This is a genomic window from Variovorax sp. FW305-3-2-15-B-LB1 (genome assembly GCF_058787635.1).
The window spans coordinates 32,161-46,872 of sequence record NZ_JBYSZY010000028.1; the positions used below are offsets into that span (position 1 = coordinate 32,161).

Genomic DNA, 14,712 nt, shown 5'->3' on the forward strand with positions numbered 1-14,712 from the left:
ACGGACGACGCCGCGAGATGAGCGACGTCATTCTTGAAACACGCCAGCTCACCAAGGAATTCAAGGGATTCACCGCGGTCAGCAAGGTCGACCTCTCGGTGAAGCGCGGTTCGATCCACGCGCTCATCGGCCCCAACGGTGCCGGCAAGACGACCTGCTTCAACCTGCTCACCAAATTCCTCGAGCCCACGGCCGGCACGATCCTGTTCAACGGCCACGACATCACGGGCGAACGCCCGGCGCAGATTGCGCGGCGCGGCGTGATCCGCTCGTTCCAGATCTCCGCCGTGTTCCCGCACCTCACGCTGCTCGAGAACGTGCGCCTGGGCCTGCAGCGCAAGCTGGGCACCTCGTACCACTTCTGGAAGAGCGAGAAGTCGCTCAAGCCGCTCGATGCGCGCGCCCGCGAGCTGCTCGCCGAGGTGGGCCTCGAAGAACTGGCCGACGAACAGACCGTGAACCTGCCCTACGGCCGCAAGCGTGCGCTCGAGATCGCCACCACGCTGGCCATGGAGCCCGAGCTGATGCTGCTGGACGAGCCCACGCAGGGCATGGGCCACGAAGACGTGCACCGTGTGGCCGAGCTCATCAAGCGCGTGTCGGCCGGACGCACCATCCTGATGGTCGAACACAACATGAGCGTGGTCTCGACCATCGCCGACACCATCACGGTGCTGCAGCGCGGCGCCGTGCTGGCCGAAGGCCCGTACGCCGAAGTCTCGAAGAACCCGCAGGTGATGGAAGCCTACATGGGCACCACCGACGGCGAAATGCAGGGGGCGCACTGATGACCGCTGCACTCGAAATCAAGGGCCTGCAGGCCTGGTACGGCGAATCGCACGTGCTGCACGGCGTCGACATGGTCGTGCAGCCGGGCGAGGTCGTCACGCTGCTGGGCCGCAATGGCGCGGGCCGCACGACGACGATGCGCGCCGTGATGGGGCTCACCGGCGCCCGCAAGGGCAGCATCAAGGTCAACGGCGTCGAGACCGTCTCGATGGCGACGCACCGCATCGCGCACCTGGGCATCGGCTATTGCCCCGAAGAACGCGGCATCTTCGCCAGCCTCTCGTGCGAAGAAAACCTGATGCTGCCGCCCGAGCTCAAGGGCGCGGGGCAGGGCATGTCGGTCGACGAGATCTACGCCATGTTCCCCAACCTGGCCGAGCGCCGCCACAGCCAGGGCACGCGCCTGTCGGGCGGCGAGCAGCAGATGCTGGCCGTGGCGCGCATCCTGCGCACCGGCGCCAAGCTGCTGCTGCTCGACGAAATCTCCGAAGGCCTGGCGCCCGTCATCGTGCAGGCGCTGGCCCGCATGATCACCACGCTGCGCGCCAAGGGCTACACCATCGTCATGGTCGAGCAGAACTTCCGCTTCGCGGCGCCGCTGGCCGACCGCTTCTACGTGATGGAGCACGGCCGCATCGTCGAAAAGTTCGGCGCCGCCGAGCTCGAAGCCAAGATGCCCGTGCTGACCGAGCTGCTCGGCGTCTGAGTTCTTTCACCCCTTCTTGCTACTGCCGGAGACATCCATGAAAAATCAGCTCACCGCTTTCGCCCTGGCTTTCAGCGCACTGGCGCTCGCCGCGTCCGCCCAGGCGCAAGGCCAGGACAAGGTCAAGATCGGCTTCATCACCGACATGTCCAGCCTGTACGCTGACCTCGAAGGCAAGAACGGCGCGCTGGCGATCCAGATGGCCATCGACGACTTCGGCGGCAAGGCGGCCGGCAAGCCGGTCGAGCTGCTCACGGTCGACCACCAGAACAAGCCCGACATCGCCGCCTCGAAGGCGCGCGAGTGGATCGACACCCAAGGCCTGAGCATGGTCTTCGGCGGCACCAACTCGGGCGTGGGCCTGGCGCTGGCCAAGGTCGCGGCCGAGAAGAAGCGCGTGTACTTCAACAATGGCGCGGCCTCCTCGGCGCTCACCAACGAACAGTGCTCGCCCTATACCGTGCACTACGCCTACGACACCGTCGCACTCGCCAAGGGCACCGGCGCCGCGGTGGTCGACGGCGGCGGCAAGACCTGGTTCTTCCTGACTGCCGACTACGCCTTCGGCCACGCGCTCGAAGCCGACACCTCCACCGTCGTGAAGGCCAAGGGCGGCACGATCGTGGGCGCGGTGCGCCATCCGCTCAACGCGTCCGACTTCTCGTCGTTCCTGCTGCAGGCGCAGAACTCCAAGGCGCAGATCCTGGGCCTGGCCAACGCAGGCGGCGACACCGTCAACAGCATCAAGGCCGCCAAGGAGTTCGGCATCGGCAAGTCGATGAAGCTGGCCGGCCTGCTGATCTTCCTGAGCGACGTGCACAGCCTGGGCCTGAAGAACACCGAAGGCCTGCAGTTCACCACCAGCTGGTACTGGGACCTGAACGACGAGACCCGCAAGTTCGCCAAGCGCTTCTTCGACAAGACCAAGCGCATGCCCACCGAGATCCAGGCCGCCGACTACTCGGCCACCATGACCTACCTCAAGGCCGTGGACGCCGCCAAGACCGACGATGCCGACAAGGTCATGGCCGAGCTCAAGAAGATGAAGCTCAACGACTTCTTCGGTACCGGCCAGATCCGCCCCGACGGCCGCTACGTGCACGACATGTACCTGATGCAGGTCAAGTCGCCCGCCGAATCGAAGACGCCGTGGGACTACTACAAGCTCGTGAAGAAGCTGCCCGGCGACACGGTGTTCACCACCAAGGCCGAGTCCAAGTGCACGCTCTGGAAGTGACACCACCGAACACCCCACAGGAACAACATCCATGAAGACCACCACATTCGCTCTCTCCGCCGTTTTCGCCGCCGCTGCGCTGGCCGCCGGTGCCGCCCAGGCACAGGACAAGGTCAAGATCGGCTTCGTCACCGACATGTCGAGCCTGTACGCCGACGTCGAAGGCAAGAACGGCGCGCTGGCGATCCAGATGGCCATCGACGACTTCGGCGGCAAGGTCAACGGCATGCCCATCGAGCTGCTCACGGCCGACCACCAGAACAAGGCCGACATCGCCGCCTCCAAGGCGCGCGAGTGGATCGACACGCAGGGCCTGACCATGCTGTTCGGCGGCACCAGCTCCGGCACGGCCCTGGCCATGGCCAAGGTGGCGCAGGAGAAGAAGCGCGTCTTCGTCGTGAACGGCGCGGGCAGCTCGGCGCTCACCAACGAGCAGTGCTCGCCCTACACCGTGCACTACGCCTACGACACCGTCGCGCTCGCCAAGGGTACCGGCGCGGCCGTGATCGGCCGTGGCGACAAGAGCTGGTACTTCCTGACCGCCGACTACGCCTTCGGCCAGGCCCTCGAAGCCGACGCGACCAAGGTCGTGAAGGAAAAGGGCGGCACCGTGCTGGGCTCGGTGAAGGCGCCGCTCAACACCTCCGACTTCTCGTCCTTCCTGCTGCAGGCGCAGAACTCCAAGGCGCAGGTGCTGGCGCTGGCCAATGCCGGCGGCGACACCATCAACAGCATCAAGGCCGCGAAAGAGTTCGGCATCACCAAGAGCATGAAGATGGTGGGCCTGCTGGTGTTCGTGACCGACGTGCACAGCCTGGGCCTGAAGAACACCGAAGGCCTGCTGCTCACCACCAGCTGGGACTGGAACCTGGACGACAAGACGCGCGCCTTCGGCAAGCGCTTCTTCGAGAAGACCAAGCGCATGCCCACCGACATCCAGGCCGCCGACTACTCGGCCACCATGACCTACCTGAAGGCCGTGCAGGCCGCCAAGACGGTCGATGCCGACAAGGTCATGGCCACGCTCAAGTCCACGCCCATCGACGACTTCTACGCCAAGGGCAGCATCCGCGCCGACGGCCGCTTCGTGCACGACATGTACCTGGTGCAGGTCAAGTCGCCAGCCGAATCCAAGCAGCCGTGGGACTACTACAAGGTGGTCCAGAAGCTCAAGGGCGAAGAAGTCTTCACGACCAAGGCCGAAAGCCGCTGCGCCCTCTGGAAGTGACCTCCCGCGGGCGCCCCTGCGGCGCCCGGGTTCGTTGAAACGCTTATGAACATTTCCCTTCCCGCCTTGTTGAGCCAGCTCCTTCTGGGGCTGGTCAACGGCTCGTTCTACGCCATCCTGAGCCTCGGGCTGGCGGTGATCTTCGGTTTGCTCAACGTCATCAACTTCGCGCACGGCGCGCTGTTCATGCTCGGGGCCGTCCTCACCTGGATGGCGATGGAGTACCTGGGCGTCAACTACTGGGTGATGCTGATTGCCGCGCCGGTCCTCATCGGCCTGTTCGGCGTGGTCATCGAACGATTGCTGCTGCGCTGGATCTACAAGCTCGATCACCTCTACGGCCTGCTGCTCACGCTGGGCCTCACGTTGCTGATCGAAGGCGTGTTCCGCTCGGTCTACGGCGTGTCGGGGCTGCCCTACGATGCGCCCGAGCTGCTGTCCAGCGCCACCGACCTGGGCTTCATGGTGCTGCCCAACTACCGTGCCTGGGTGGTCGTGGCCTCGCTGGTGATCTGCTTTGCGACCTGGTACGTGATCGAGAAGACGCGCCTGGGTGCCTACCTGCGCGCCGGCACCGAGAACCCGCGCCTGGTGGAAGCCTTCGGCGTCAACGTGCCGCTGATGATCACGCTGACCTACGCCTTCGGCTGCGCGCTCGCCGCCTTCGCCGGCGTGCTGGCCGCGCCGGTGATGCAGGTGTCGCCGCTGATGGGGCAGAACCTCATCATCGTGGTGTTCGCGGTGGTCGTGATCGGCGGCATGGGCTCCATCATGGGCGCCATCCTCACGGGCCTGGGCCTGGGCGTCATCGAAGGGCTCACCAAGGTTTTCTATCCCGAGGCTTCTTCGACGGTTGTGTTCGTGATCATGGTCATCGTGCTGCTCATCCGCCCCGCCGGCCTGTTCGGCAAAGAGAAATAAGGCGAGCGGCATGAACATGAAAAAAATCTCCACCGTCGTCTACGCGCTGCTGCTGGTCGCCCTGGTGCTCGCGCCGTTCTTCGGCGCCTACCCGGTGTTCGTGATGAAGCTCATGTGCTTCGCGCTGTTCGCCGCGGCCTTCAACCTGCTGTTGGGCTACACCGGGCTGCTGTCCTTCGGCCACGCGGCCTTCCTGGGCGGCTCCGCGTACGTGGCGGGCCATGCGATCAAGGTCTGGGGCCTCACGCCCGAGCTGGGCCTGATCGCCGGCACGCTCACCGGCGCGCTGCTGGGCTGGCTGTTCGGCGTGCTGGCCATCCGCCGCCAGGGCATCTACTTCGCGATGATCACGCTGGCGCTCGCGCAGATGATGTTCTTCGTCGCGCTGCAGGCCAAGTTCACGGGCGGCGAAGACGGCCTGCAGGGCGTGCCGCGCGGCAAGCTCTTCGGCATCGTCGACCTGTCCAACGACCTCACCATGTACTACGTGGCGCTGGTGATCGTGGTCGCGGCCTTTTTGCTGATCGTGCGCACCATCCACTCGCCGTTCGGGCAGGTGCTCAAGGGCATCAAGGAAAACGAGCCGCGCGCGCTCTCGCTGGGCTACGACGTGAGCCGCTTCAAGCTGCTGGCCTTCGTGATCTCGGCCGCGCTGTCGGGCCTGGCCGGCTCGCTCAAGACGCTGGTGCTGGGCTTTGCCACGCTGTCCGACGTGCACTGGACCGCCTCGGGCCAAGTCATCCTGATGACGCTGGTGGGCGGCCTGGGCACGCTGTCGGGCCCCATCGTGGGCTCGGCGGTGGTGGTGCTGCTCGAGAACAAGATCGGCGAACTCGGCAACTTCCTGGCGCGCATCACGACCGTCGACTGGTTCAACACGCTGGGCGAGTCGGTGACCATGGTCACGGGCCTGATCTTCGTGATCTGCGTGCTGGCCTTCCGCAAGGGCATCATGGGCGAGATCATCGCTTTCATCGAGCGCCGCCGCGCGAAGTAGCGATGCCGGTGGCGTGACAGCGGGGGGTTACCCTCCCTGCGGCGCCACCGCTTGTGCCCCCTGTGGCCGGGGCGCAGAATCCGGCTCCCACTTCGAGGAGCCGGCCATGGCCCTTCTTCCGTACTTTGTCCTCCCGCCCGAGCGGCGCGAAACGCCCTTGAACGTGCTCGGCACGCAGGTGACGGTGCTGGCGTCGAATGCCTCGACGCAAAGCTACGGCGTCACCTTCCAGCGCGGCGACGAAGGCACGGGCCCGCCACCGCACAGTCATGACTGGGACGAATCGTTCTACGTGCTCGGCGGCGAGGTCGAATTCCTCTGCGACGGCCAGGCGCATCGGTGCCAGCCTGGCACGCTGGTGCACGTGCCGCGCGGCACGGTGCACGGCTTTCATTACGGCAAGGGCGGCGGTCAGATGCTCGAGATCACCGGGCAGGACGCGATGGCTGCGCAGATGTTCGCGGCGATCGATCGCGAGATTCCGGTCGGGCCGGCGCCCGACATTCCGAAGCTGCTGGCGGTGCTGGAGCGCAATGGGGTGACGGTCTCCGCGTGAGTCGCGGCCCTCATCGGCACTGACAAGCCGACTCAATCCAAAACCACCGGTTCCCGTGGCGACGCCGCATGCAGCGCTCGGCACAATCATCCGCACCCGGCCGCACAGGCCCACACCGACAAGAAGATGGAGGAGACCCCCATGCGCAGATGGCTGCTCGCACTTTTCGTGGCGCTCGCGCTGACAGGGTGCATGACCCCGCCGCCGCTGCCGCCGAACGGCGGCCAGCTCGCGAAGGGCGCGAAGGTCGGCCTGCTGGTCCGCATCCCCACCGCCTCTGCGGAACACATGCATGTGGGCACGACCGTCTTCAACAATTTCTCGACCACGTACCCGTTCCCCTGGAACCCCACGGCCAAGGTCTACGAGGCCTTCACGTCGGAGCTGGAGAAGGCCGGCTTCCAGGTGGTGCGGCTCACGAGCTTTGCCACGACCTCCGTCAACGCGCTGGCCGTCTTCAAGCACGATCGATGGATCGCGAATCCTGCGCAAGCGTGGGCGACACGCAAGCTGAAGGACGACCAGATTGCCGCGGTGGTCCTCGTCGAGGCGACGCGGACGCAGGCGCGCATGGAGTGCACCGGCGGGCCCTGCGGCGAGAGCGTCATGCAGAACTCGGGCCTCTTCACGCGCAGCATGCTGGGGTCGACGCGGTACTTCGCGGTGCCCGCGATCGAAGCCAAGGTCTTCGTCATGGACCCGCCGCTGAACCTCGCGGCCTACGAGCCGATGCTCGCCCAGCAGCGACAACGGGTGCGGCAGCTCAAGGATTTCCAGGAGCCGCGCGACCTCAAGCGGTTGAGCACTGCCGAGTTCGCGCCCGTCGCTTCGGCGATCGACGACCACGTCCGCGCGCTGTCGCGCAACACGGCACAGGCGCTGAGCCAGGGCGTGAAGTAGCCCGTCGCGCCGGGCTTCGGCTCACAGCCGCAGCGGCGCCGCGTACCCCGTCATCTCGAGGTACCCGCGCCCCACGCGCCGGCCTTGCTGCGTGTCGCGCAGCTCGCTCAAGCCTTCCCAGTACACGCCGCCCGTGGAGCCGCGGCTGTCCAGTTCCTGGTCGTCGAGCAGCGCCTGCACCTCGAAGCGGCCCGCGGGCGTATCGATGCGCCAGTGCGTCGGGTAGCTCGCGCGCGTGCGCGGGCTGGTCCAGCTGCGCAGCGCCTCGAAGCGCACCTCGCCGGGCTGGAAGATGCGCGCCGCGCCACCGCGCGGGCGGAACGAGCCGCCCGACCACAGCGCGCTGCCGTCGCGGCGGCGCAGGTGGAAGGCGGTGAGCGCGCTGCCGTCGTCGAGGTTCATGCCGATCCAGTCCCAGCCCACGGCCTCGGGGTGCATCAGCGCCTCGCTCCATTCGTGGTCGAGCCAGGCGGTGCCGGTGACCTCGAACGGGGCCTGGCCTTGCAGCGTGAGGCGGCCCTGCGCCTGCAGCTGCGGCTCGCTGTAGTAGTAGCTCGCCTGCTCGGGCTCGGGCCCCTTGCGCGACAGGCCTTCGCGGCCCTGCAGCAACACCGGTTGCGACGGTGCGAAGCGCAGGTCGAGCGTGAATTCGCCGGCGGGGATGCGCGCGGTGTAGGCGCCGCTGCCGGCGTCGCGCACCAGCGACCAGTCGCGCAAGCGCACGTCGGTGTCGGTCTCGCTGGCCGAGGCCACGTCGAAGCCCGCGCGCGCGATGCGCTGGTCGTGCCGCAGCACGCGGCCTTCGAGGTCGGTGACGGCGGCGTGCGCGAACACCAGCTGCTTGGCGGCGAAGGCCGAGCGCATGGCCTGCGTGGCGTCGACGCGCGAACGGAAGAAGGTCACCTGGAAGCCGAACGCGCGCCCCGCGGCGGTCTGGCCGTGGCCGGTGATGTACCACCACTCGGTGCGCAGCTCGGGGTGGCTGCCGAAGTCGCGTGGAAACTGCAGCGCCTTCGCGGGCAGGGCCCACGCGGCATGCGGCGCGCCCGCGGCGGCCAGCGCGGCCAGCAGCAACAGCTGCCGCCGCGCGATGAGGCCACGGGGCGGGCGCATGGCCATCAGCCCGCCACCAGCGCGTCGATGCGTTGCTGCGCCGGCGCGATGTCGCCGAAGGCGTTGCGCACCCAGTCGGCGTCGTGGTAGCTCGGCAGGTAGCGTTCGCCCGCGTCGCACAGCAGCGAAAGGATCGAGCCCTGCTGGCCGGCCGCGCGCATCTCGTGCGCCACGGCCAGCATGCCGACGAAGTTGGTGCCGGTCGACGGGCCGACCTTGCGGCCCAGCAGCGCCGACAGCGCATGCATGGCGGCCACCGAGTCGAGGTTGGGCACTTCGAGCATGCGGTCGACCAGCGTGCGCACGAAGCTGGGCTCCACGCGCGGGCGGCCGATGCCTTCGATGCGCGAGCCGGGCGCCGTGAGCGTGGCGTCGCCGCTGCGGTGGTAGGCCGAGAACACCGAGCCCTCGGGGTCGGCCACGCACACCTGCGTGTCGTGGCAGCGAAAGCGCAGGTAGCGCCCGATGGTGGCGCTGGTGCCGCCGGTGCCGGCGCCCACCACGATCCACGCGGGCACCGGGTGCCGCTCGCGCGCCATCTGCTGGAACATGCTTTCGGCGATGTTGTTGTTGCCGCGCCAGTCGGTCGCGCGCTCGGCGTAGGTGAACTGGTCCATGTAGTGGCCGCCGGTGCGCTCGGCCAGCGCGCGGGCCTCGTCGTACACCTGCGCCGCGTGGTCCACGAAGTGGCAGCTCGCGCCGTAGAAGGCGATCTGCGCGACCTTCTCGGGCGAGGTGCTGCGCGGCATCACGGCGATGAAGGGCAGGCCCAGCAGCCGCGCGAAGTAGGCCTCGCTCACGGCGGTGGAGCCGCTCGACGCTTCGACGATGGTCGTGCCTTCGCGCACCCAGCCGTTGCACAGCGCGTACAGGAACAGCGAGCGCGCGAGCCGGTGCTTGAGGCTGCCGGTGGGGTGCGTCGATTCGTCCTTCAGGTACAGGTCGATGCCGTGCGCGGCCAGCGCGGGCAGCGGCAGTGGAATGAGGTGCGTGTCGGCGCTGCGCTGGTAGTCGGCTTCGATGCGGCGGATCGCGCCGGCGAGCCAGCTGTCGCAGGAGGAGGTTGAAGGGGTGGTGGGCTGCATAGCGCGCCAGTCTACAAGTCATGCCTTGTAACCCGGCGGGTGACAGAAATCGGGATACTGCCCGCTGCCAATCCACAACAAGACCGGAGACGAACTGCATGAAGAGAATGAACCATCGGCTTTCCCTGGGCGCCGTGTCACTGGCGGTGCTCGCCCTCGCAGGGTGTGCGTCCAACGCCCCGGGCGTGAACACGCCCACGCGCCCCTCGTCATCCTTCGCGGTGCCTGGTCTGGAGAAGCCCGCCGAAGTGCTGGTCGACCGCTGGGGCGTGCCGCACCTTTACGCCGGCACGCTCTACGACGCCTTCGTGGCGCAGGGCTTCATCGCCGCGCGCGACCGGCTCTGGCAGATGGACCTGTGGCGCAAGCGCGGCCTGGGCGAGATGGCGAAGGACTTCGGCCCCGCCTGGGTCGAGAGCGACCGCGCCGCGCGCGCCGTGCTCTACCGCGGCGACATGTACCGCGAATGGCTGGCCTACGGCTCCGACGCCAAGCGCGTGGCCGAGGCCTTCACGGCCGGCGTCAATGCCTACGTGGCGCAGGTGCGCGCGCAGCCCGCGCTGCTGCCCACCGAGTTCGCGCTGCTGGGCTACCAGCCGTCCACCTGGTCGCCCGAGGACGTGGTGCGCATCCGGCACCACGGGCTCACGCTCAACTTCACGTCGGAGGTCGACCGCGCACGCGCCTTCTGCGCCGGCGCGCCGGGCGTCAAGGCCGACTGGCTGCGCCGCGAACTCGATCCGCCGGTCACGCCGAAGGTGCCCGAGGGCTTCGATCCCTGCAGCCTTCCGGTGGTGGAGCTGCGCGCGGCCTACCTGCGGGCGACCGATGCGCCGCGCTTCACCAAGGAGAACACGCGCGTGGGCATGAACGCGGGCGCGTCTTCCGCGCCGGTCGCGCTGCTGCCCGGCAGTGCCGAGGCGATCGCCGCGAAGGCCGAGCAGGACGAGGCGGCGCAGGGTGATCCCACGGCCGCCTACGGCAGCAACAACTGGGTCATCGCGCCGAAGCTCACGTCCACGGGCCGACCCATCCTGGCCAACGACCCGCACCGCGCGCACGGCGCGCCGAGCCTGCGCTACATGACGCACCTGAGCGCGCCCGGCATGGACGCCATCGGCGCGGGCGAGCCCTTCCTGCCGGGCCTGTCGATCGGCCACAACGGCACCATCGCCTTCGGCCTCACGCGCTTCTACATGGACCAGGAAGACCTGTACGTGTACGAGCTCAACCCGGCCAACCCCGAGGAGTACCGCTACCAGGGCCGCTGGGAGCCGATGACGCGCGTCACCGAGCGCATCGCGATCAAGGGCGAGGCCGCGCCACGCGAGGTGGTCAACACCTTCACGCGCCACGGCCCGGTGCTGGTCGCGGAGCCCGGCAAGCGCCGCGCCTTCGCCTTGCGCGCGGCCTGGCTGGAGCCCGGCATGGCACCGTACTTCGGTTCGATGGACTACATGCGCGCGCGCAACTGGGACCAGTTCCGCGCCGCCATGAACCGCTGGGGCGCGCCGGGCGAGAACCAGGTGTATGCCGACAGCAGCGGCAACGTCGGCTGGATTCCGGGCGGGCTCACGCCGATCCGCCCGAACTGGGACGGCCTCATGCCCGTGCCGGGCGATGGCCGCTATGAATGGTCGGGCTTTCGCAACGGCGACGAGCTGCCCTCGGAGTTCAACCCCGCGCGCGGCTACGTGGTCACGGCCAACGAGAACAACATCCCGCCCGACCATCCCGCCGCGAAGAAGGGCGTGGGCTACGAGTGGAGCGATGCGGCCCGCGCGCGCCGGCTCAAGGAACTGTTCGCGGCCAAGGTGGCGGCGGGTTCGCGCTTCACCATCGAGGACTCGGAGCGCATGCAGAACGACATCGTCGCGACGCCGGCGCAGCGCGTGCTGAAGCTCCTGGCCGGCCAGCGCAGCGACGACGCCCAGACCGCGGCGGCGCTGCGCCTGCTCCAGGGCTGGGACGGCGCCATGGACCGCGACAGCGCGGCCGCCGCGCTGTACGAGGTGTGGAGCAGCAAGTTCCTGCGCCAGGCCGTGCTCAAGGCCGGGGCGGGCGATGCCGCTGCCGCGCTGGCCGCGCCCGGCGACAACACGCGCATGGTGCTGCTGCTGGAGAACCCGTCCGGTTGGGTGAGCAACGCGCAGCGCGATGCCTTGCTGCTGACGACCTTGCCCGCCGCCATGCAGGAGCTGTCCGCCAAGCTCGGGCCCGACACGTCGGCGTGGAAGTGGGGCGCCTTGCACCGCGCCGAGTTCCGGCATCCGCTGGGCGGCGTGGTCGATGCGGCCACGCGCAAGAAGCTCGAGGTGGGCGACTGGCCGATGTCCGGTTCGTCGTTCACGCCGATGGCGGCCACCTACCGCGCGAACGACTACAAGCTGACCTCGGGCGCGTCGTTCCGCATGGTGCTCGACGTGGGCAACTGGGACGCCTCGCGCGTCATCAACACGCCCGGCCAGTCGGGCAACCCCGACAGCCCGAACTACCGCGACCTGGCGCCGCTGTGGCTCGAAGGCAAGTACGTGCCGCTGGTCTACAGCCGCGGGGCGGTCGAGAAGGAAACGGTGGAACGGATCCAGCTGACGCCGGGGCGCTAGCAGGTCCGGCAACGCAAGAGGGCGCTGCCCGCGCCCCGCGGCGGCGCGCCCGGCCCTGCCGGTCGTCACGCGGTCGTCATTCGCCGATGTGATGCTTGCAGGAGTTGAAATACTGCCCACAAGCTTGCTGACACGATCCACTTCTTCCTTGTTGACTTCAGCGCATGGTGGTCGTGGGCGAGTGGTTGGACGGGGCTTGGGCCGGGGCAGGGACGACAGGTTCGTGCGGGCCTTTGTCTCCGGCCTGACGTGCACCGTGGTGTGCGTCTGCATCGCCTGGGGATCGACAGCGAAGGCCGTGGCCGCGGGCACCGACGTGCAGTCGGCAGATGCCGCCACCCGCGCGTCGTCCGAATCGCAGATGCTGGACTTCGATCTGCCGGCGCAGCCCTTGGCGGCTGCCCTGGCGCAATACGCCGCGGTGTCGGGCCGATCGGTGATGTTCATCGACGAGTGGGTGGCGGGGCGAACCTCCGCCCCGGTGCGCGGGCGCCATGCGCCGCATGCCGCCTTGCGGGCCTTGCTGGCCGGCACGGGTTTCACCGCGGATGACGTGGACACGCAGCTTTCCGGTGCCTTCATCCTGAAGCGCGTCGCAGCGGCGCCCGGGGTGGCGTCGACTGGTGGCTCGCCACGCGGGTACGACGCCCTGGTCCAGGCCCGTGTCTGGGACGCGCTGTGTGCCGATCTGCGTACGGCCCCCGGCCACTACCGCGCGATCCTGCAACTGCAGGTGACCGAGTCGGGCCGCATCAGCCAGGCCCGCCTGGTGTCGTCTTCGGGAGACCCCGCGCGGGACGCCGCCATGCTTGCGGCATTGGCCCCTCTGAAGATGGACCGTCCCCCGCCGGTGGACCTGGCGCTGCCGCTCACGCTGGCCATCCTTCCGCACGACGTGTTGCCCGGGCCCCGCTGTGCCACGGTGCACTGACGCATGACGGAGAACGTCATCCCGCTGCTGCGCAGCTTCCTGGTGCAACGCTACGAGCAGCTCAGGCAGCGCCTGGCCGTGCGGCTGGGCAATCGCGAACTGGCGGAAGACGCCTTGCACGAAACCTGGCTGAAGCTGGAGCGCAGCCAGCCCATGGCGGGTCCCATTGCCACGCCCCAGGCGTACCTGCTGCGCATGGCGGTCAACCTGGCCATCGACGTCCGGCGCGCACAGAGCCAGGTCTTGCTGTCCGACGACATCGAGCTGCTGATGAACGAGCTGCCGGACCCGGCGCCCGGTCCGGCCGAGGTCGCCGAAGCCCGTTCGCAGTTGGAGGCGCTGGACGGCCTGCTGTCGCGCCTGCCGCCGCGCCGCCGCGAGATCCTGCTGCTGGTTCGCCTGGAGGGCTGGTCCCAGCGGGACGTGGCCACGCGGCTCGGCATTCCTGTGCGGACCGTCGAGTACGAACTGAAGGCCGCGCAGGACCTTCTGTTCTCGCGGCTGGAACCGCGCTCTGGCAGGTCTTCATGACGGCACGAAGAAATAGTTTGCGGATTGCGGCGTCGGCAACCGTCTATCAAGTACGGGGCCCCTGAAACCAACATGACGACGCACCCTTCACCACCGACGCTTCCCGAGACGCTGCGCGAAGACGCGCGCGCGTGGGTGCGCAAGCTGCATTCGGGCGCCGCCACGCAGTGGGAGGCGCAGGCGTTCCGGCGCTGGCGCGACGCGAGTCCCTTGCATCAGGCGGCGTTCATCGAGGCCCGGCAGCAGTGGCGCGTGCTTCAACCCGCGCTGAACAGGCTGGTGCGCACCGACGCCGAAGCGGCGAGCCTTCACCGCGAGACCCTGCGCAAGCCCGCGGCGAGCCGCCGGGCCTTCCTGGGCGTGGCGGGCGCAGCCGCCGCGGCGGGTGTCGCGGGGGTGGCGGTCTATTCGCCCCTGGGGTTGTGGCCCGCGGCCAATGAATGGCGTGCGGACTGGCGCACAGCCGCCGGAGAGCAGCGTGCGATCGCGTGGTCCGACCAGATCGACGTGACCTTGAACACCCGCACCAGCATCCGCCGGGTGGCTTCGGACGACCAGGCCGAGGGGCTGGAGTTGCTGAACGGCGAAGCGGCGATCGAGATGCTGCCCAGTGCGCGCACCTTCAGTGTCGTGGCCGGCGCCGGCCGCAGCATTGGCGAATCGGCGCGCTTCGAGATCAGCCGCCTGGAAGGGCGTGTGTGCGTGACCTGCCTGGCGGGGCGCGTGCGCATCGAGCACCCGGCCGGCGACCGTGTGCTGCTGGCACGCCAGCAAGCGGTCTACCGCGATCACTCGATCAGCGGCATCGCCGCCGCAGACCCCGAGGTGGCTTCTGCCTGGCGGCGCGGTGAGCTCGTGTTCAAGCAGGCGCCCTTGTCGGCGGTGCTGGACGAGATCAATCGCTACCGCCCCGGGCGTGTGGTCCTGATGGTGGATGCGCTGCGGGGGAAAACGGTCACCGCGACCTTCAAGCTCGACCGTCTCGATCTGGCCTTGCTCCAGATGCAGCGGTCCTTCGGCTTGAACGCCCGGTCGCTCCCTGCCGGCGTGCTGGTCCTGAGCTAGCGTTGGCCCCCGGGGTTGGGTGGTGACCCTGTCTCGATGTCGCGGCT

At 68.5% G+C, this 14,712-nt stretch carries 14 protein-coding genes; 12 read left to right on the forward strand and 2 right to left on the reverse strand.

What is annotated here, in order from left to right:
- The first annotated feature begins 17 nt into the window (after positions 1–17).
- The 8 genes from AC3WQR_RS18185 (at position 18) to AC3WQR_RS18220 (ending at position 7,334) form a co-directional block, all read left to right on the forward strand.
- Positions 18–788 (forward strand): ABC transporter ATP-binding protein, encoded by a 771-nt coding sequence (locus tag AC3WQR_RS18185; protein ID WP_062474077.1) that lies wholly within the window; start codon positions 18–20, stop codon positions 786–788.
- On the forward strand, positions 788–1,495 hold the full coding sequence (locus tag AC3WQR_RS18190) for an ABC transporter ATP-binding protein (RefSeq protein WP_062474075.1): 708 nt from the start codon (positions 788–790) through the stop codon (positions 1,493–1,495). Before AC3WQR_RS18185 ends, AC3WQR_RS18190 begins: the two co-directional genes overlap by 1 nt.
- Positions 1,496–1,532: 37 nt before the next feature.
- A complete protein-coding gene (locus AC3WQR_RS18195) occupies positions 1,533–2,732 on the forward strand; it encodes an ABC transporter substrate-binding protein (protein WP_095949065.1) in 1,200 nt (399 codons plus the stop codon).
- 31 nt (positions 2,733–2,763) lie between these two features.
- Entirely contained in the window at positions 2,764–3,960 is a 1,197-nt protein-coding gene (locus tag AC3WQR_RS18200) for an ABC transporter substrate-binding protein (protein ID WP_062474071.1), read from the forward strand.
- Positions 3,961–4,005: 45 nt separating this feature from the next.
- Entirely contained in the window at positions 4,006–4,881 is an 876-nt protein-coding gene (locus AC3WQR_RS18205) for a branched-chain amino acid ABC transporter permease (protein WP_062474069.1), read from the forward strand.
- Between the two features lie 10 nt (positions 4,882–4,891).
- Complete coding sequence (locus AC3WQR_RS18210; RefSeq protein ID WP_174254353.1) at positions 4,892–5,878, forward strand: branched-chain amino acid ABC transporter permease; 987 nt, start codon at positions 4,892–4,894, stop codon at positions 5,876–5,878.
- Between the two features lie 106 nt (positions 5,879–5,984).
- Positions 5,985–6,434: a cupin domain-containing protein gene (locus tag AC3WQR_RS18215; RefSeq protein WP_070063096.1), complete on the forward strand. Its 450-nt coding sequence runs from the start codon at positions 5,985–5,987 to the stop codon at positions 6,432–6,434.
- Between the two features lie 141 nt (positions 6,435–6,575).
- On the forward strand, positions 6,576–7,334 hold the full coding sequence (locus tag AC3WQR_RS18220) for a hypothetical protein (protein WP_447745742.1): 759 nt from the start codon (positions 6,576–6,578) through the stop codon (positions 7,332–7,334).
- A 21-nt stretch (positions 7,335–7,355) separates the two neighbouring features.
- Here AC3WQR_RS18220 and AC3WQR_RS18225 read toward each other — a convergent pair whose 3' ends face one another.
- Complete coding sequence (locus AC3WQR_RS18225) at positions 7,356–8,447, reverse strand: lipocalin-like domain-containing protein (RefSeq protein ID WP_447745740.1); 1,092 nt, start codon at positions 8,445–8,447, stop codon at positions 7,356–7,358.
- Between the two features lie 5 nt (positions 8,448–8,452).
- Complete coding sequence (locus AC3WQR_RS18230) at positions 8,453–9,532, reverse strand: PLP-dependent cysteine synthase family protein (RefSeq protein ID WP_070063094.1); 1,080 nt, start codon at positions 9,530–9,532, stop codon at positions 8,453–8,455.
- A 98-nt stretch (positions 9,533–9,630) separates the two neighbouring features.
- Here AC3WQR_RS18230 and AC3WQR_RS18235 point away from each other — a divergent pair, with 98 nt between their 5' ends.
- From AC3WQR_RS18235 to AC3WQR_RS18250, 4 genes are all read left to right on the forward strand, one after another.
- Positions 9,631–12,138, forward strand: a complete 2,508-nt coding sequence (locus AC3WQR_RS18235; protein WP_447745737.1) for a penicillin acylase family protein — start codon at positions 9,631–9,633, stop codon at positions 12,136–12,138.
- 223 nt (positions 12,139–12,361) lie between these two features.
- Entirely contained in the window at positions 12,362–13,069 is a 708-nt protein-coding gene (locus AC3WQR_RS18240) for an STN domain-containing protein (protein ID WP_447745734.1), read from the forward strand.
- Positions 13,070–13,072: 3 nt separating this feature from the next.
- Complete coding sequence (locus tag AC3WQR_RS18245) at positions 13,073–13,600, forward strand: RNA polymerase sigma factor (protein ID WP_447745732.1); 528 nt, start codon at positions 13,073–13,075, stop codon at positions 13,598–13,600.
- A 72-nt stretch (positions 13,601–13,672) separates the two neighbouring features.
- A complete protein-coding gene (locus AC3WQR_RS18250; protein ID WP_447745729.1) occupies positions 13,673–14,665 on the forward strand; it encodes a FecR family protein in 993 nt (330 codons plus the stop codon).
- Positions 14,666–14,712 lie beyond the last annotated feature (47 nt).